Annotated in this window: 21 protein-coding genes and 1 tRNA gene; 14 read left to right on the top strand and 8 right to left on the bottom strand. The window is 50.0% G+C overall.

Annotation, left to right across the window (positions count from 1 at the left end; all coding sequences use genetic code 11):
* From xerA to C814_RS22450, 4 genes are all read left to right on the top strand, one after another.
* Positions 1-886: site-specific tyrosine recombinase/integron integrase (gene xerA / locus C814_RS16910; RefSeq protein WP_022788305.1), on the top strand; the 886-nt coding region annotated here is incomplete at its 5' end.
* Positions 887-989: 103 nt separating this feature from the next.
* The gene (locus C814_RS16915; RefSeq protein WP_031219540.1) at positions 990-1,322 is read left to right on the top strand and encodes a hypothetical protein; all 333 of its coding nucleotides are present in this window, start codon (positions 990-992) and stop codon (positions 1,320-1,322) included.
* A 13-nt stretch (positions 1,323-1,335) separates the two neighbouring features.
* Entirely contained in the window at positions 1,336-1,698 is a 363-nt protein-coding gene (locus tag C814_RS16920) for a hypothetical protein (protein ID WP_016316618.1), read from the top strand.
* A complete protein-coding gene (locus C814_RS22450) occupies positions 1,695-2,402 on the top strand; it encodes a M23 family metallopeptidase (RefSeq protein WP_016316619.1) in 708 nt (235 codons plus the stop codon). Before C814_RS16920 ends, C814_RS22450 begins: the two co-directional genes overlap by 4 nt.
* Positions 2,403-2,500: 98 nt before the next feature.
* Here C814_RS22450 and C814_RS16925 read toward each other — a convergent pair whose 3' ends face one another.
* The 5 genes from C814_RS16925 to C814_RS16945 form a co-directional block, all read right to left on the bottom strand.
* The gene (locus C814_RS16925; RefSeq protein ID WP_016316620.1) at positions 2,501-2,734 is read right to left on the bottom strand and encodes a helix-turn-helix transcriptional regulator; all 234 of its coding nucleotides are present in this window, start codon (positions 2,732-2,734) and stop codon (positions 2,501-2,503) included.
* A 327-nt stretch (positions 2,735-3,061) separates the two neighbouring features.
* A tRNA-Ser gene (locus tag C814_RS16930) sits at positions 3,062-3,153 on the bottom strand.
* Positions 3,154-3,357: 204 nt separating this feature from the next.
* The gene (locus C814_RS16935; protein WP_016316621.1) at positions 3,358-3,573 is read right to left on the bottom strand and encodes a helix-turn-helix domain-containing protein; all 216 of its coding nucleotides are present in this window, start codon (positions 3,571-3,573) and stop codon (positions 3,358-3,360) included.
* A 13-nt stretch (positions 3,574-3,586) separates the two neighbouring features.
* The gene (locus C814_RS16940) at positions 3,587-4,069 is read right to left on the bottom strand and encodes a hypothetical protein (protein ID WP_196809939.1); all 483 of its coding nucleotides are present in this window, start codon (positions 4,067-4,069) and stop codon (positions 3,587-3,589) included.
* 64 nt (positions 4,070-4,133) lie between these two features.
* Positions 4,134-4,589: a hypothetical protein gene (locus C814_RS16945; protein WP_016316623.1), complete on the bottom strand. Its 456-nt coding sequence runs from the start codon at positions 4,587-4,589 to the stop codon at positions 4,134-4,136.
* 224 nt (positions 4,590-4,813) lie between these two features.
* Here C814_RS16945 and C814_RS16950 point away from each other — a divergent pair, with 224 nt between their 5' ends.
* Positions 4,814-6,160 (top strand): MATE family efflux transporter, encoded by a 1,347-nt coding sequence (locus tag C814_RS16950; RefSeq protein WP_016316624.1) that lies wholly within the window; start codon positions 4,814-4,816, stop codon positions 6,158-6,160.
* Between the two features lie 118 nt (positions 6,161-6,278).
* On the opposite strand, the gene C814_RS16955 is transcribed toward C814_RS16950, so the two are convergent.
* Both C814_RS16955 and C814_RS16960 read right to left on the bottom strand, forming a co-directional pair.
* Positions 6,279-6,482, bottom strand: coding sequence for a DUF378 domain-containing protein (locus tag C814_RS16955; RefSeq protein ID WP_016316626.1), 204 nt, complete (start codon positions 6,480-6,482; stop codon positions 6,279-6,281).
* Positions 6,483-6,524: 42 nt separating this feature from the next.
* Positions 6,525-6,914 carry a hypothetical protein gene (locus tag C814_RS16960; RefSeq protein WP_016316627.1) on the bottom strand — a complete coding sequence of 130 codons (390 nt, stop codon included), beginning with the start codon at positions 6,912-6,914 and terminating at the stop codon, positions 6,525-6,527.
* 229 nt (positions 6,915-7,143) lie between these two features.
* Between C814_RS16960 and guaA the strand changes: the two genes are divergently transcribed.
* Positions 7,144-8,676, top strand: a complete 1,533-nt coding sequence (guaA, locus tag C814_RS16965) for a glutamine-hydrolyzing GMP synthase (RefSeq protein ID WP_016316628.1) — start codon at positions 7,144-7,146, stop codon at positions 8,674-8,676.
* A 197-nt stretch (positions 8,677-8,873) separates the two neighbouring features.
* Here guaA and C814_RS16970 read toward each other — a convergent pair whose 3' ends face one another.
* A complete protein-coding gene (locus C814_RS16970; RefSeq protein WP_016316629.1) occupies positions 8,874-9,362 on the bottom strand; it encodes a helix-turn-helix domain-containing protein in 489 nt (162 codons plus the stop codon).
* A gap of 302 nt (positions 9,363-9,664) precedes the next feature.
* On the opposite strand from C814_RS16970, the gene C814_RS16975 reads away from it, so the two are divergent.
* From C814_RS16975 to C814_RS17010, 8 genes are all read left to right on the top strand, one after another.
* On the top strand, positions 9,665-9,859 hold the full coding sequence (locus C814_RS16975) for a helix-turn-helix domain-containing protein (RefSeq protein ID WP_016316630.1): 195 nt from the start codon (positions 9,665-9,667) through the stop codon (positions 9,857-9,859).
* 2 nt (positions 9,860-9,861) lie between these two features.
* The gene (locus C814_RS16980) at positions 9,862-10,935 is read left to right on the top strand and encodes a site-specific integrase (RefSeq protein WP_016316631.1); all 1,074 of its coding nucleotides are present in this window, start codon (positions 9,862-9,864) and stop codon (positions 10,933-10,935) included.
* 2 nt (positions 10,936-10,937) lie between these two features.
* Positions 10,938-11,273: a plasmid mobilization protein gene (locus tag C814_RS16985; RefSeq protein WP_016316632.1), complete on the top strand. Its 336-nt coding sequence runs from the start codon at positions 10,938-10,940 to the stop codon at positions 11,271-11,273.
* Complete coding sequence (locus tag C814_RS16990; protein WP_016316633.1) at positions 11,263-12,438, top strand: AAA family ATPase; 1,176 nt, start codon at positions 11,263-11,265, stop codon at positions 12,436-12,438. The genes C814_RS16985 and C814_RS16990 overlap by 11 nt, the downstream gene beginning before the upstream one ends.
* A gap of 454 nt (positions 12,439-12,892) precedes the next feature.
* Positions 12,893-13,141 (top strand): DUF6061 family protein, encoded by a 249-nt coding sequence (locus C814_RS16995; RefSeq protein WP_016316634.1) that lies wholly within the window; start codon positions 12,893-12,895, stop codon positions 13,139-13,141.
* A 156-nt stretch (positions 13,142-13,297) separates the two neighbouring features.
* Complete coding sequence (locus C814_RS17000; RefSeq protein ID WP_016316635.1) at positions 13,298-13,510, top strand: helix-turn-helix domain-containing protein; 213 nt, start codon at positions 13,298-13,300, stop codon at positions 13,508-13,510.
* 14 nt (positions 13,511-13,524) lie between these two features.
* Positions 13,525-15,420, top strand: coding sequence for a Dam family site-specific DNA-(adenine-N6)-methyltransferase (locus tag C814_RS17005; protein WP_016316636.1), 1,896 nt, complete (start codon positions 13,525-13,527; stop codon positions 15,418-15,420).
* Positions 15,421-15,434: 14 nt separating this feature from the next.
* Positions 15,435-15,773, top strand: coding sequence for a hypothetical protein (locus C814_RS17010; protein ID WP_016316637.1), 339 nt, complete (start codon positions 15,435-15,437; stop codon positions 15,771-15,773).
* Positions 15,774-15,851 lie beyond the last annotated feature (78 nt).

The raw sequence follows: 15,851 nt of genomic DNA on the forward strand, positions 1-15,851 counted from the left end.
GGTGCAGCCCTATCAAATATCCTGTCGGAATGGATCCGGCTGGGGAGACCTGAAAAAGCAAATTTCGGCGTTCCTTGCGGCGAAGCGGATTGATGGATTATCGGCCAGGACGATTGAAAACTACCGGTACACATTGGGAGTTTTTGCGGGACAGGTAGACCGAGCGGTGACCAAGATCACAGTGGACGATCTGCGGAAGTACATCTCCTATCTGTCCGAGACACGCGGCCTCCGGGATGGAAGCCTGCTGACCCACATCAATACCCTGCGCAGCTTCTTCAGCTGGCTGACAGTTGAAGGCGTCATTCGTAGAAATCCTATGCTCAAGATCAAGTCCCCCAGACTGGATCGCACCCGGTCGCGGCACGCATTGTCCCAGGAGCAGCTGGAACGGCTGCGGGATGCCTGCAAAACCTATAAAGAGCGGGCGCTGGTAGAGTTCCTTGTGTCTTCTGGATGCCGCTTGAGCGAGGTGTCCGGAATCCGGATGGAGGATGTCAACTGGCGGGATCGGAGCGTAGTCGTGCATGGCAAGGGCAACAAGAGCCGCAAGGTCTATTTCAGTGTCAGGGCCAAGCTGATGCTGGAGGAGTATATCGCCCGGCGCAAGGGTGGGGATGCCTTGTTTGTAAGCGTCAAGACACCGTACCCAGCCATGCAGCCGCGGGCAATCCAACGAGTGCTGGGATTGATCGGAGATCGGGTGGGGCTGCATGTGCATCCGCACCTGCTGCGTCACACCTTCGCGACGCTGGCGCTTGCCGGAGGCATGGACATCACAGTGATCCAGCGGCTTTTGGGCCATGAGGACACCAAGACAACCCTCATCTATGCGGAGCTGTCACAACGGACGATCCAGTATGAGTACGAACGGATTATAGCGTAAATCAGCTGAAGCAAAAAAGTTCCCAGAGATGTGCAACAAAACCGCACATCTCCGGGGATCAGGCGGAGTAAATGAAAGGACTTTTACGAAAGGGGTGGTAAACGTGGACACATCAGTAATCTCGCGGGCCGAGCACGATGAGTTTTGCAGGAGGCTGGAGGCGGAACACAAGCGTCTGGCCGCAGAGGACAACCGGCAGAATCATCGGATCGACACGCTGGAAGAGAAGGTGGAGCAGATCGGCGCGCTGGTTACATCGGTGGAAAAGCTGGCCCTGAACATGGAGATCATGGCCAACGAGCTGAAGCAGCAGGGGGAACGGCTGGAAAGCCTGGAAGCACGCGACGGGGAAAACTGGCGTAAGGCGGTCGGGCATATCGTCACTGTCGTGATCGGAGCCATGATCGGCTTTATCTGCACCAGGATCGGATTGTGAGAAGGAGGTAAAGATGAATTACCAAGAGTTTGTACGTATTGTGATCTATCTTTGTGCGCTGATCTTCGGGGGTCTTGCTCTGTGGTATCGGGGCAATGCCAAGGTCAGCGGACGGGTGGCGGCGTTGATCCGGCGGGCCGAGGAGCTGTATAGTGACCTGACCAATGCGGGTGGCGTTAAGTTTGAGTGGGTTGTCGGTCAACTCTATAGCCTGCTGCCACTTGCAATCAGGCCGTTTGTGCCGCGCAGTCTGATCGAACAGATTGTACAGACCACCTTTGACGCGATTGAGGGATATGCCAAGATGCAGTTGGACAGGCTGACGGGCAGCAGTCAAGAGATGGGGCAGGGCAAGGACTGTGAGGTATTGAGATGAGCCAGAGACTGACACTGCCGTTTAAGGCCATGCGGATCACAGCTGGATATAAACATCCGCAATATCTCAAAGAGTGGGGCTGGCCCCATTATGGCGTGGACTGCTACGATCCCAATACCCATGATGTACTCGCTCTGGGAGATGGTGAGGTGATCGCCGCTGGACAGGACGGTCCGACATTGACCGGCAATCTTTCCCGGTTGGGTATGGTGACAGTGATCGTCTACCGGGATGTGCTCTGCAACGACGGCAAGGTGCGGGATCTGACCGCCCGCACCTACCATCATGCGAGCGTCGCGGTCAGGGCAGGAGACAAGGTACGCCACGGTCAGGTGATTGCCCAGTATGGCAACACTGGAGCCAACAGCAGCGGCCCACACCTGCACATTGAGCTGGATACCGACACCAAGTATCCGACCCTTGCGCCCGGCGTGTCGGTAACGGCCAACAACCGGATCATCAATACCAAGACCGAGTATGCCAGGGCGGGAGGGCTGTCCGACAGCACGATCAATCCGGCCAAGGTCTGGTTTATTGGAGATGGGCAGAGTATCGCCGGAGCAGCGGGGAGCTGGTGTGCCCAGAGCGATCTGGTCGTACCTGAACTGCCCGCAGAGACGTCGGATCAGCCGGATTATAAGGCGAGATATGAGGCGCTGTGCGCAGAAATTATGGCTCTGGCCGCGAAGTATAAAGAGGAATAAATGCGAAAGAACGCCCCTGGGGTGGATGTATCTTCAATAGAAGGTTCCGCTTCAAGGGCGTTTTTATTTATGAGATTTTATCGCATATAGAACATACCTTATTCGATTGTTCCATCCTTCTCCTGAAGCGTCAGAAAGTATTCCATAGGCTTTTGAAACTCCTGGCTGATTTTATAGAGAAGAGGAGCAGAAATGGAAGTATCCCCGCTTTTCAGATTTCGTATATGGCGCGTGGAGATATCCAGGTGTTCTGCAAGCTGTTCCTGCTTCAGATCCGATTCCCTGATTGCATTATCGAATTTTTCATGATCGAGTAATGCGACTTTTGCCATGATGTAACCCTCCTGTTTAGATTATAGATTTGCAGCGGATAGAGTGTCGTTCATCCACTCTCTATAATCAAAATAAAGGAGATTAACTGCAATATGAAGGAAATCGACTTCCGATTGTAAAATTTTGTAGTTTTTTTGTGGAATTTAGGGGTAACTCATGGTATATACCATGAGTTACCCCTTGTTTGTATCATAAATTTAATTAATGCCAAAAGAGCAGACTGTAAAACAGTCTGCTCTTTTCATAACTAAACTTATCGTTTAATTATGCACCCAAATAACCCATCAACAAAAATAAAGCAAGGTATATTCGGATATAAAGTGTAATGGCGGAGAAGGAGGGATTCGAACCCTCGAAGGCTGTTAGACCTTACACGAGTTCCAGTCGTGCGCCATAAACCAAGCTAGGCGACTTCTCCAAAACAGTGTTTATATTATATACCATAAAATCGAAAAAATCAAGTGTTATTTATAATTTTTTCATTCCATTTCACTTTTGGCAAATTGCAAGTAAAATTGTGAAAAAAGTTCCGAAAATGCTTAGGCAGGGAAAGGATAGTCCGGAGGACAAAAAAGTGACCCTGTATCGTTCGCAAAAGCTGTCTTTTTTCTGCTGATCGGGTTTATTCTTCCGGATCCGGCTGATACTCCAGAATATCCCCTGGTTGGCAGTCCATCTCCCGGCAGATCGCTTCGAGGGTGGAAAACCGGATTGCGCTGATCTTCCCGGTCTTGATCTTCGAGAGATTGACATTCGAAATGCCAACCCGCTCCGCCAGCTCATTCAGGGAAATTTTTCGATCGGCCATCACACGGTCCAGCCGCAACACAATCGCCATCTTGCCCACCCCCTCACAACGTTTCGTCCGCCTGTTGCTGCAACAGGCTGCCATATGCAAAAATTTCTGCCAATCCATAAAGTGCGGCACCCATTAGAAGCGGCGCTGCGATTCCTTCCAAGCCGCTCCAACCGGAAAGCAGTCCCGGCAGTCCATCGGTACAGGCGGTGAGTGCGACCAGCAGAGCAATCCTATGGAGATGGGCTGTGTTCGTTGGCGAAAAAGGAGATCCTCCATCACTCAGATTCCGGAAAATCAACAGCGCAGAACCGAACAGCAAGAGGCGTACTGCCCCGTCTACCAATATAGCAACAGCCAGGGCCACCAGTGCGGGACTCATCGAACCGGGCGACCAGCCGATCCCTTCCAGTCCCAGCGTGACAACTAGGGCAGACTCCCACTCAGGCATCCTTGCCAGTGCGAGAAAAAGGGAAACTGCCGCTGTAAAAAAACCGTAAACCAAAACCAATTCAACCAACCATGTCAGCAGATACATCACACCGCTGCTCTTTTTGATCCAGTTCAGTCTCTGATCCATCTTGATTCCCCTTTCTATAGTGCTATAAAGTCTCCTCATCCAGCTTCTGCAAGGCGCACCCATAACGGAAAATTTCAGACAGCCCGTATATAAGCGCCGCCCAAAGAAACGAGTCTATCGACAGGAGCGGTTTATCCGGTGCACCGAGCGCCGCCAGTTTCCCTGCCAGACCAGGCAGGAATCCCATCCCCACAAAGCAGAGCGCGATTCTCCGAAGCCTGCCCACATTTTTCGACACAAAGGGTTCTCCTTGACCCGCTGTCTGAAAAAGCTCGGCAGCCCTGCGGCAGATCATCGCCCAAAGAAGCAGACGGACCACTCTTTCAGCAGCGGAAAAAAGCCCATGCTCGGTGAAAGTCCGGAGCAGGCATCCTATCAACAGCGCTTGTACCACTGCGCTGGTCACCAATACGACCATCAATCCCTTCATCAGGAGGCTTAACCTCCTGCCTGCTGTTTGAACCTTTTCGATTCCCATGCGTGTATCCCCTCCTTTTCTCTTATTTTATTCGCTAAATTTATGTTTGTCAACTATTTTTTAATGTTTATCATTAAATATTTTACTTTATTCGATCATATACAAATTCAACAAAACATTTCGATTCAGGGATTTGTATTTATTGCAATAAAGTCATTGACTTCTTATGTGCAGTCTGTATAATATCTAGCATACAATTTTCGTTGAGAATGGGGATGTGCCCAATGGACGATTTTCAGAAAATCAATTCCCGCCGCTATCTGGTGGGGCTGACATGGCCAATCTTTGTTGAACTGGTTTTACAGATGCTCGTCAGCAATGTGGACCAGATCATGGTTGCCAAAACCTCCGAAACGGCTGTCGCCGCGATCGGCAATGCCAACGTGATTACCACTCTGCTGGTGATCTCGTTCTCGGTGATCTGTATGGCGGCGACTATCCTCGTCACTCAGTATATCGGAGCCGGCAGTACCGAGCGGGTCGCTCAGACCTACACCGTTTCTCTGCTGGTCAACTTTCTTTTTTCCCTAGCTATCGGGTTTGGACTGGCTGTCTTTCCGCGGCAGATTTTCGGGCTGATGGGGGTACCGGAACAGCTGATGCGGGAAGCCTGCGCCTATCTGCGCATCATCGGGCTTGGGATGCCGCTTCAGGCAATCCATCTGACCTTTGTAGCATTCTTCCGCGCAAACGGTCTGACCCGCCAGACCATGTTTATTTCGATCGTCATCAACTTTATCAACATCGGCGGCAACCTCATCCTGATCAACGGGTTCGGACCGATTCCCGCGCTTGGAATTGTGGGTGCCGCAGTTTCGAGTGACCTCTCCCGCCTGGCTGGCGTATTCCTGATTCTTGATCTCTTCCGCAGGCATATCCACACCCCGCTCTCATTGCGGCACCTACGCCCCTTCCCTTTCGACCATCTCAAACGCCTCTTGAAAATCGGCATCCCATCCGGCGGAGAAAGTGTTTCCTACAACCTGACCCAGATCGTCATCCAGACCGTCTGCAACTCGCTGCCAGTCTATGTCATCACCTCCCGCGTCTACTGCAATATGTTTGCAATGCTTTCCTATATTTACGCGTCGGCGATTGCGCAGGCAACCCAGATCATTGTCGGCTATCTGATGGGCGCGCGCCGAATCGAGGAAACTGATAAACGTGTTAACGCGACTCTCTGGGGTGCAATGGGGGTTTCATTCGTGATCTCCCTTTCCCTTTATCTGTTCTGCCGCCCGCTATTCGGGCTGTTTACCAATGATCCGCAGGTACTTGATATGTGTAAGACCATCATGGGGATCGAAATTTTCCTGGAATTGGGACGTGCCGCCAACATTGTCCTCTTCCGCTCCCTGCAAACCGCCGGAGATATCCGGTTCCCGATCTGCCTGAATGTCACCACTGTCTGGGTCGTAGCCGCAGGCGGCGGGTATCTGCTTGGCGTCGTGCTCGGATGGGGTTTGCCCGGGGTCTGGATTGCCATGGCTTCCGACGAAATTTTCCGCGGAGTGGTTTCATTTTTCCGCTGGAAAAGTGGAAAATGGCGCTCAAAACATCTGATCGACTGAGAAAACACCCGTTCTCCTTGCCTCGTTTTTCACACAACCAGAAAACCCCTCCAATGCAGTCCCATTTTTCTGCATCGGAGGGGTTCTCCTGAATCTCTAACCTTTTTATTCTGTATGGCTATCGGTTATCCCGTGGTTCGGGACGGAACAACAGGGATACACACCAGATCGCACCCAATGCGACCAGTGTATAGATGACCCGGCTGAAGATACTCCCCTGCCCGCCGAACAGCCATGCAACCGCATCGAGCTGAAAGATACCCATTAGACCCCAGTTCAGTCCCCCAACGATTGCCAATAGCAACGCAATTTTATCCAGCAAAACAATGCGCCTCCTTTTTGATTTGGTATTTATCCTAAGTGTTTACGAAAAACGCGGGTTTATACTACGGATTCGGTAAGTCTCTGCTATATCCACACCTGGAAATGCCAGAAGTCCTACTTGCACCGTTGCCCGATCCGATGCAGCAAACATCTGTACTCTTCCCGCCTGCTCCCGGGTGATGACCCGGTATGGCTCGAGTGGAATCCCATCCAGATAGAGTACAGCCGTCTTTTCATCGGGCGGAAGGGAAACGCAAACTGCATCAAACCGCCCGCCTATCCCCTGTTCCAGTTCGTCCAGATTCCAGCGGTGCAGCCCGGAGTCTGCCGGGAAATTCACCACCCTTTGCCCATCTGCTGCGGATACTCTCAGTCCGCAAAATAAAATCAAACCCAACGCGGCGAGAACTGCGCCAACCTGTTTACGCATAAAACCTCCTTTCTTCCGGCTGGTTCCGGATTCAGAGCCTGTATTCATCCCCGGAGGATAGACATCCTATGGATCATGAATACGGATTCTCAGGCTTTTAAAAGCAGTTTTCCCCAAAAATCGAAAAATATCAGCAGGAGGCACTTGTTTTTTATTGGGCTTTATGGCAGAATAAAAGCAGTATTTTCGTGCAGTTTACCCTGACTATTGATGAAAAGAGAGTGTGCTTATGAACCATCAGACGGTTGTCGTCCTTGATTTTGGCGGGCAGTATAACCAGTTGATCGCGCGCCGCGTGCGGGAATGCTCGGTTTACTGCGAGGTTCTGCCATACCAAACCCCACTTTCGGAAATTCTTGCGAAACAGCCGATCGGCATTATCTTTACCGGTGGGCCAAACAGTGTCTATGCCGAAAACGCCCCGCAGGTCGACCCTTCGCTCTTCGAGGCTGGCGTACCAGTGCTCGGAATCTGCTACGGTATTCAGCTCATGGCTCATACACTGGGTGGGCATGTTACCAGTCCTGATTCCCGCGAGTACGGCAAAACACATACCGCCTACAACACCGAATGTGTGCTCTTCCGAGGCCTGCCCGCTGAAGGGATCTCCTGGATGAGCCACACTGACTATATCGACCGACTGCCCGAGGGATTTTCCAGTACTGCACATACCAGCGCCTGTCCGACTGCTGCCATGCAAAATCCCGGCAAAAAGCTCTATGGCATGCAGTTCCATCCGGAAGTACTCCACTCCGAAAATGGGATTGCAATGCTCCGCAACTTCCTTTATGAAGTCTGCGGTGCAGTAGGAGACTGGACGATGGGCGATTATGCACGTACTGCTATCGCTTCCCTGCGGGAAAAAATCGGGAATGGAAAAGTCCTGCTCGCGCTCTCGGGAGGTGTGGATTCCTCTGTCGCTGCCGCACTGCTTTCCAAAGCGGTTGGAAACCAACTCACCTGCATCTTTGTCGACCATGGCCTGATGCGGAAAAACGAAGGGGATGAGGTGGAAGCTGCATTCGGAGGACGGGATCTTAACTTTGTCCGTATAGATGCCAGCGACCGGTTTCTTGGTAAGCTCTCCGGTGTCTGCGATCCGGAACACAAACGGAAGATCATCGGAGAAGAGTTTATCCGGGTATTTGAAGAGGAGGCCAAAAAGATTGGGCAGGTGGATTTTCTGGCACAGGGTACCATCTATCCTGATGTGATCGAGTCAGGTGCCGGAGAGGCTGCTGTCATCAAAAGCCATCACAATGTTGGCGGCCTGCCAGACCATGTCGATTTTAAAGAAATTATTGAGCCGCTTCGTCTGCTCTTTAAAGATGAAACCCGCGCACTTGGTCGCGAACTCGGCCTTCCTGACTATCTGGTCGATCGCCAGCCCTTCCCAGGCCCAGGTCTTGCAATCCGTATCCTTGGAGAAATCACCCGCGAAAAGATCGCTATCCTACAGGACGCTGATTGGATCTTCCGTGAAGAGATCGCCAATGCTGGGTTGACAAACGAGATCCATCAGTATTTCGCTGTTTTGACCAACATGCGTTCGGTTGGTGTCATGGGGGATGGCCGCACCTATGATTATACTCTTGCACTGCGTGGTGTCACCACCACTGACTTCATGACTGCTGATTGGGCAAGAATCCCTTATGAGATTCTGGATGTCATCAGCCGCCGAATCGTTAACGAAGTGCGTGGGATCAACCGAATCGTTTATGACATTACCAGCAAGCCGCCTGCAACAATCGAGTGGGAATGATTTCGGAGGCCCGGAAAAGCCTGATATGACTGGGTTTTTGAGGGGTTAAGGCCCTTTGTGGCAACGATTTGGCAACATTTTTTCATTATTCATAAAAAGAGAGCTAACTGATTTTGATTAGTCAGTTAGCTCTCTTTTTCTTTTTATTATTATTTTGTGCAACAAACGGCCTCTCCCGTGGCCTACAAGTGAGAGGATCAAAAGAGGTCCCGGGGCGGCACCTTCACATAGTTCTGGGCCTTGTCAAATTCAGGGTAATGGTAGCGCCACTTGTCGTAATCCTCTTTGGAGATTTCGCCCGCCTCCAGCATGGCAGCGGCCTGCTGCCAGGAACAGAGCATCTCGTGCAGCTGGGCGGCGTCCTTGTTCTTCCGCACATCAACTTTCAGGCAGACTTCTCCATCCATCTCGCTGATCTTGAGCCCATAGTTGTCCTCCAGGGTAAACAGGGTGTGCATCAGCCCCACATAGGAGTCTATGTCCGGGACGGAGAGGGCATGGGGCGAGACATCCAGTACCTGGGCCAGGGCAGCAGTTAGGTCTGCCTTTGGGGTTCTTGATCCTGTTTCGTACTGAGCAAGGCGCACATCAGCGGACTTCTCCGGGAAGCCCAGCGCCATGCCAAGATATTTCTGAGTCATCCCCCGCAGGAGACGGAAAAAGTGAATCCGTTCGCCAATCGCCATATCATCAACTCCAATCGTTGGTTGTCTTTAGAAAAAGCGTAGCAGAAATGCTTAGTAAAGTCAAGAGAATCCTAAACAATTTTATTTAATTTATTTTGCGTACTCCAATTGACACAAGCTATTTTGCTTAGTATAATGGCGATAGACTAAGCATAATAGCTTAGAGTCAATAAACAAAAAAGAACTGCCGCAATCTCTGGTTATACATCCGGGAAAAAAGTGGCGGACGAAAGTGAGGAGGCATTTATGGAACACAATATCCATCCGCAGCAGCCATCAACGAAGAAAGGAAGGTATTTTCAATGCAGGCACAAAACTTTATGCGCGTGGAGGAAGTGGCCCAGGAGCTGGGCATCTCCAAGTCCCACGCCTACAAGGTGATCCACAAGCTCAACGCCGAACTCCGTGAGAAGGGCTATCTGACCATCTCAGGGCGGGTCAACCGGAACTTTTTCATGGAGAAGTTTTGCTACGGCAAGACGGGGAAGGAGGACTAATCGTGGCAGTCTATAAGGAAGAAAAGACAAACACCTGGCGGGCGGTCTACCGCTACACTGACTGGAACGGCGAGCGCAAGCAGACCCAGAAGCGGGGCTTCAAGACCAAACGGGAGGCACAAGCCTGGGAGCGCGAACAGCTCAACAAGACCAGCGCTGATCTGGACATGACCTTTAAGAGCTTCGTGGATCTCTACACGGCGGATATGAAGACCCGGCTCAAGGAAAACACCTGGGCCACCAAGGATCACATCATCCGCACCAAGCTGCTACCCTACTTCGGCAAGCTGAAAATCTGTAACATCACTGCCCAGCAGATTATCACCTGGCAGAACGAGATGCTGAACCACAAGGACGAGAATGGCAAGCCCTACTCTCCGGTGTACCTGAAAACGGTCCACAACCAGCTCAGCGCCATCTTCAACCACGCGGTTCGGTACTACAACCTCCGGGAGAATCCCTGCAAGAAGGCGGGCAGCATGGGCAAAAAGAAAAACCGGGAGATGATGTTCTGGACCAAGGAGCAGTACCTGAAATTTGCCGAGGTGATGATGGACAAGCCGCTATCCTTCTACGCCTTTGAGATGCTCTACTGGTGCGGTATCCGGGAGGGGGAGCTGCTGGCCCTGACCCCGGCGGACTTTGACTTTGAGAAGCGCACCATGTCTATCAACAAGTCCTATCAGCGTCTGAACGGCGAGGACCTGATTACTACCCCCAAGACGGAAAAGAGCAATCGGGTCATCACCATGCCGCAATTTCTGGCTGAGGAAATCCAGGATTACATCAAAATGCTTTACGGCATCGGGACGGATGACCGGATGTTCACCGTCACCAAGAGTTATCTCCACCGGGAGATGGACCGGGGAGCCAAAGAAGCGGGAGTACCGCGTATCAGAATCCACGATATTCGTCACAGCGCGGTTTCACTTCTGATCGACATGGGGTTCTCTGCCACGGCCATCGCGGACCGAGTGGGCCATGAGAGCATTGACATCACTTACAACTACGCACACCTGTTTCCGTCCAAGCAGGCGGAAATGGCAGACAAATTGAACATGGAAAGGGGCAATTAAAAATGTCAGCAAATAATTTGGACAAGCACAACCGTTGGAGGAACAAGACCGTGGCTTTCCGGGTCTCCCCGGAGGAGGACGCCCAGATCGAGACGGCGGTGAAGCTCACCGGCCTGACCAAGCAGGATTACATCATCCGGCGGCTGCTTTGCCGGGATGTGGTGGCCCAGGGAAACCCCAGGGTCTACAAGGCGCTGCGGGACCAGCTGGCCGCTGTACTGGACGAGCTGCGCAAGATTGAAGCTGGACAGGGCGTGAACGATGAGCTGCTGGACACCATCCAGATGATCGCTGCCATTATGAATGGGATGCAGGAGGACTTTGCCTATGACCGATGAGAAAAAGAAAATGACCGCCCAGGGCTCATCTGTTGGCGCAGATGATGGGCAGTCAATCTCTCAAAATTACAAGACCACTATACCAGACCCGGACGAAAAAAGCAATTCCCCGGAAAGAGATTTGGAGGAACTTTACCAGAAAATGCGCCGCATGAGCGACCCGGCTTACCTGCACACTGTGACTCTAGACGAGCTGATGGACAATGTGTTCGAGGGCAAGTCTGCGGTGATTGAGAACCTGCTCTATACAGGAGCGTACATCCTTGCTGGAGCGCCCAAAATCGGTAAGTCCTTCTTGGTGGCGCAGATCGCCCACCATGTCAGCACTGGGCAAGAGCTGTGGGGCTACAAAGTCCACCAGGGAACCGTGCTCTATCTTGCTCTGGAAGATGACGAGAGCCGTTTGCAGCGCCGGATGTTCCGTATGTTTGGCGTGGAGGGGACAAGTTCCCTCCACTTCGCCACCAACGCCAAAATGATCGGCGGTGGCCTGGATGAACAGCTGGAAAAGTTCGTTCGGGAACACAGTGATACCAAGCTGATTATCGTGGATACCCTACAAAAAGTCCGTGAGGCTGTGTGTGACAGTTACAGCTACTCCAGCGACTATGAGGTGATCGGCAAGCTGAAGCAATTTGCCGATCGGTATGGGGTCTGCGTCCTGATCGTCCACCACACCAGAAAGCAGCCTGCGGGAGACAGCTTTGAGATGATTTCTGGTACAACCGGCTTGCTGGGCTGTGCGGATGGGGCGTTCCTGATGCAGAAGGAGAAGCGAACGGATAGCAAGGCTACCCTGGAGGTGGTAGGCAGAGACCAGCCGGATCAGCGGTTATATCTGAGCAAAGACCAAGAGAGCCTGGTTTGGGGTCTCGACCATGCAGAGAATGAGCTTTGGAAGCAGCCTCCGGACCCAGTGCTGGAAGCCGTGGCAAAAATTGTGTCTGCTGACAACCGGGAATGGGAAGGCAGTCCCACCGAGCTGGCCCAAGCGATTCAAACGGATATGGCGGTGAACCGTCTTACCAAGTATTTGAATGTGAATGCCAGCCGCTTACTGGAAGAACATCAGGTAAAGTATGAGAACAAAACCAAGCATGCTGGACGGCGTATCCGGCTGACTTACATGGTGGTGGAAGCACCCGCGTTTGAAGTAATCGAATAAAGCGCGACGCTCGCAACGGTCGCGACGGTGTTTTGAGGGGTACTCCCAGCACCGTTGCGACCGTCGCAACCGTCGCGGAACGAAAAAACTGGGGTGGTATTTTACCACCTCATCTTCCGGGAGGGTGCTCTAAAATGGGGCACCCTAAAAGTACCAGAGGATGTCGCGATTCACGAAACCCTGTGTCCCGAAATATGGTGCCGGGTCCAGGGGCAAGAAGCGTTCAGAGAACGCGCAGCCACAGAATGAAATTCTGTGTTCAAAAGGGGCTTGGGGGCGATGCCCTCAACAAGCAGACGGCAGGAAATGTGAGTGTGTATTAGCACTCGCATTGCTTACCCGTCGTGTGTGTGGCTATCCACACGCATTACTTGCCAGTGTCTAAAACAACCGAAACGGTTCTTGTGCTGCTGCGGGAAATCAACTGAAATTCAAGTATTGGGAGGTAACGACTATGAGAAAGATTTTGTCCTGTGAGTTCAACATGGACACCGCCTGCGTGGAGCTGCGCCTGGATGATGGGACGCTGCTCTCCATAGACTGCACCGCCGTGGAGAACGAGGTGGCAAACAGTATGTACCAGCGGTCAGAGCTGGACTGGCTCATCTATAACGACCCGCTGGCCTATGCCGAACTGGTTTTGAACGGTGAGCCGCAGAAGTATCTAAAAGAGGTCACCAATTATAAGCACTTGAATAACTGACTATACCACTAATCGCTTAAAACTTTAGAAGTGTATTTTTACATTAGGTGCTATTGAAACATAAATCAAAATATGCTATAATGGCTTTCAAATAAGCGAACGCTGAATTCTGTTCAGCAGTACTGAAACAAACAACTTGTTGCCGAGGTGTGGAAGATGGCTGTTAGTTACAAGAAACTTTGGAAATTGTTAATTGATAAAGATATGAAAAAGAAAGACTTATGTGCAGCAGCAGGAATCAGCCACGCTTCTATGGCTAAGTTGGGTAAAAACGAAAATGTTACGACTGATGTGTTGGTTAAAATATGTACTGCTCTTCAATGTGATATTGGTGATATTGTGGAGTTAGTTCCGGAAAAATCCAACTAAAGGAGGCGAGTGCATTGACAGAACAAGCAGTTAGAAAAGCAATTCAGGTCCAAGCAAAGCCCATTTTGAAATGGGCTGGTGGTAAGACTCAAATGTTAGGCGATTTGTTGCCCAAAGTACCAGCTTCCTATGGACGGTATATAGAGCCGTTTTTTGGTGGCGGCGCAATGTTCTTTGCTCTCCAACCTGAAAATGCAATTATAGCAGATAGTAATCCAGAACTGATAAATATGTATCGGCAAATTGCAGACAATGTAGAAGCGATTATTAAACGTCTAAAGCAATACGAGAATACATCTGAAATGTTTTATGCTGTCCGCAGTCAAGAATGGACCTTATTGCCAAAGGAAGAAGCGGCAGCACGAACAATTTTCTTAAATAGGACTTGTTTTAATGGCTTGTACAGAGTGAATAAGCAAGGAAAATTTAATGTTCCGTATGGAAAATACAAAAACCCAAAGATTTGTGATGAGGAAGGGTTGCGTGCTGCATCTGTCGCTTTAAAGAAGGCAGAAATTTTGTGCGGAGACTATTTGTTGGTATTAGATCACTATGCACAGCCTGGGGATTTTGTTTTCCTTGATCCTCCATACTTGCCCATCTCTGAATATTCTGATTTCAAGCGTTATACAAAAGAGCAGTTTTATGAAGAAGATCATGTAGAACTATCAAAAGCTGTTATACGCCTGCACGAAAAGGGGTGCCATGTTGTTTTAACAAACTCAAACCATCCTTTGGTACATGAGTTGTATGCGCCATTTACTATTGATGTTATACAGACAAAAAGGCATATTTCCTGCAATGGTAGCACTCGAAAAGGCGAAGATGTCATTGTTACGATTCCTCCGAAGCAGCGTACTTTGATTAAGTTGCTCCCACAATCATTACCCAATCAGGTTGCAGCATATCCTCCCACTCGCTTTATGGGGTCTAAGAGCAAGTTGCTCTCTGAAATATGGTCTGTGGCATCGCAGTTTGATGTAAATACCGTTGTTGACCTTTTCTCTGGCTCTGGTATTGTCGGTTATATGTTCAAAGCGCAGGGCAAAGCAGTAATCAGCAATGACTATATGGCGATGTCTGCCACATTTACAAAGGCAATGATTGAGAACAACTCGGTCACACTACCAATGGATGAGGCCAAAGAATTGCTTATTACCCATAAAGAATCTGATCATTTTGTAGCTTCAACTTTCAAAGGCCTTTATTATACGGATTCAGAAAATGATTTGATCGATACCTTGCGTACAAATATCGCTGCAATCCGTGATCAATACAAGCATGCCATTGCAATGACTGCACTGATTCGTGCTTGTACCAAAAAGCGACCTCGTGGTATTTTTACTTACACCGGGCAGAGATATAATGATGGTCGCAAGGATTTACAGAAAACGCTTGCACAGCAGTTTTTGGAGGCTGTCGAAGCTATCAACAAGGCCGTCTTTGACAATGGAAAAATCAATCGCTCTAAACATGGCGATGCAATGGATTTGAGAGTAGAACAGGCAGATTTGGTATATATTGACCCACCGTATTATTCACCGCTTTCTGATAATGAGTATGTCCGTAGATACCACTTTGTAGAAGGACTTGCCCGTGATTGGAAAGGCGTAAAGATTCAGGAACATACGCAGACGAAAAAATTCAAGTCTTATCCTACACCATTCTCTACCAGAAAAGGTGCAGCGGATGCGTTTGATCGTCTGTTCAAAAAATTTGCGAGTAGCATCCTCATCGTTTCCTATTCCTCAAACAGCTTACCTACACAGGATGAAATGGTAGCGATTATGGCGAAATATAAATCTCATGTAGAGGTTATACCTGTTGATTATAAATATTCATTTGGTAATCAGAACGAGGCAAAAACTCATAGGAATACAGTACAGGAATACCTTTTTGTTGGATATTGATAGGGGGCTTTCGTATGAGCGAACAAATCAAAATATGGCTGGTGGGCAACACTGGTCTGCGTAATCCCAATCGAATTCAAGAAGGTTTTTCTGTATTTGCCAGCTCTGCATTTGTTGGGCATCTTCATGGCCGTGATAACGAACTCGGTTTTATGAATCTGCTCGACGAAAAGGGCATTATTCAAAACGAGGAGGGCAAGGACAGCTCCGGCAGTCACGCTCGTAAATGGCGGTTGATGTTTGCGAAAAACGGTCTAATTTATCCTCAGGTTCAGAAAAAAGATGGTCGTCAAGAAGATTTAGGCCCACTTGACGATATTACGTCTTTTGGCAGGTTGATTTTGTCAATATGAGTTGACACAATTCACGCAAGGAATATAGGATCTAAGCAGCAGCCGCAGTGAGGGACAGATAGAAGCGCTCTCTCTTGA

The organism is Anaerotruncus sp. G3(2012), assembly GCF_000403395.2.
In the GTDB taxonomy this organism is placed as follows: domain Bacteria; phylum Bacillota; class Clostridia; order Oscillospirales; family Ruminococcaceae; genus Anaerotruncus.

What these genes read in the sequence shown, in the direction of transcription:
- C814_RS16945 (WP_016316623.1), bottom strand. Translation starts at nt 4,589, where the DNA reads ATGGGAATCGAAAAGGTTCAAACAGCAGGCAGGAGGTTAAGCCTCCTG.
- C814_RS17010 (WP_016316637.1), top strand. Translation starts at nt 15,435, where the DNA reads ATGAGCGAACAAATCAAAATATGGCTGGTGGGCAACACTGGTCTGCGT.
- C814_RS16970 (WP_016316629.1), bottom strand. Translation starts at nt 9,362, where the DNA reads ATGGCGATTGGCGAACGGATTCACTTTTTCCGTCTCCTGCGGGGGATG.
- C814_RS16990 (WP_016316633.1), top strand. Translation starts at nt 11,263, where the DNA reads ATGACCGATGAGAAAAAGAAAATGACCGCCCAGGGCTCATCTGTTGGC.
- C814_RS16960 (WP_016316627.1), bottom strand. Translation starts at nt 6,914, where the DNA reads ATGCGTAAACAGGTTGGCGCAGTTCTCGCCGCGTTGGGTTTGATTTTA.
- C814_RS16920 (WP_016316618.1), top strand. Translation starts at nt 1,336, where the DNA reads ATGAATTACCAAGAGTTTGTACGTATTGTGATCTATCTTTGTGCGCTG.
- C814_RS17000 (WP_016316635.1), top strand. Translation starts at nt 13,298, where the DNA reads ATGGCTGTTAGTTACAAGAAACTTTGGAAATTGTTAATTGATAAAGAT.
- C814_RS22450 (WP_016316619.1), top strand. Translation starts at nt 1,695, where the DNA reads ATGAGCCAGAGACTGACACTGCCGTTTAAGGCCATGCGGATCACAGCT.
- C814_RS16995 (WP_016316634.1), top strand. Translation starts at nt 12,893, where the DNA reads ATGAGAAAGATTTTGTCCTGTGAGTTCAACATGGACACCGCCTGCGTG.
- C814_RS16985 (WP_016316632.1), top strand. Translation starts at nt 10,938, where the DNA reads ATGTCAGCAAATAATTTGGACAAGCACAACCGTTGGAGGAACAAGACC.
- C814_RS16935 (WP_016316621.1), bottom strand. Translation starts at nt 3,573, where the DNA reads ATGGCGATTGTGTTGCGGCTGGACCGTGTGATGGCCGATCGAAAAATT.
- C814_RS16925 (WP_016316620.1), bottom strand. Translation starts at nt 2,734, where the DNA reads ATGGCAAAAGTCGCATTACTCGATCATGAAAAATTCGATAATGCAATC.
- C814_RS16940 (WP_196809939.1), bottom strand. Translation starts at nt 4,069, where the DNA reads ATGTATCTGCTGACATGGTTGGTTGAATTGGTTTTGGTTTACGGTTTT.
- C814_RS16975 (WP_016316630.1), top strand. Translation starts at nt 9,665, where the DNA reads ATGCAGGCACAAAACTTTATGCGCGTGGAGGAAGTGGCCCAGGAGCTG.
- guaA (WP_016316628.1), top strand. Translation starts at nt 7,144, where the DNA reads ATGAACCATCAGACGGTTGTCGTCCTTGATTTTGGCGGGCAGTATAAC.
- C814_RS16950 (WP_016316624.1), top strand. Translation starts at nt 4,814, where the DNA reads ATGGACGATTTTCAGAAAATCAATTCCCGCCGCTATCTGGTGGGGCTG.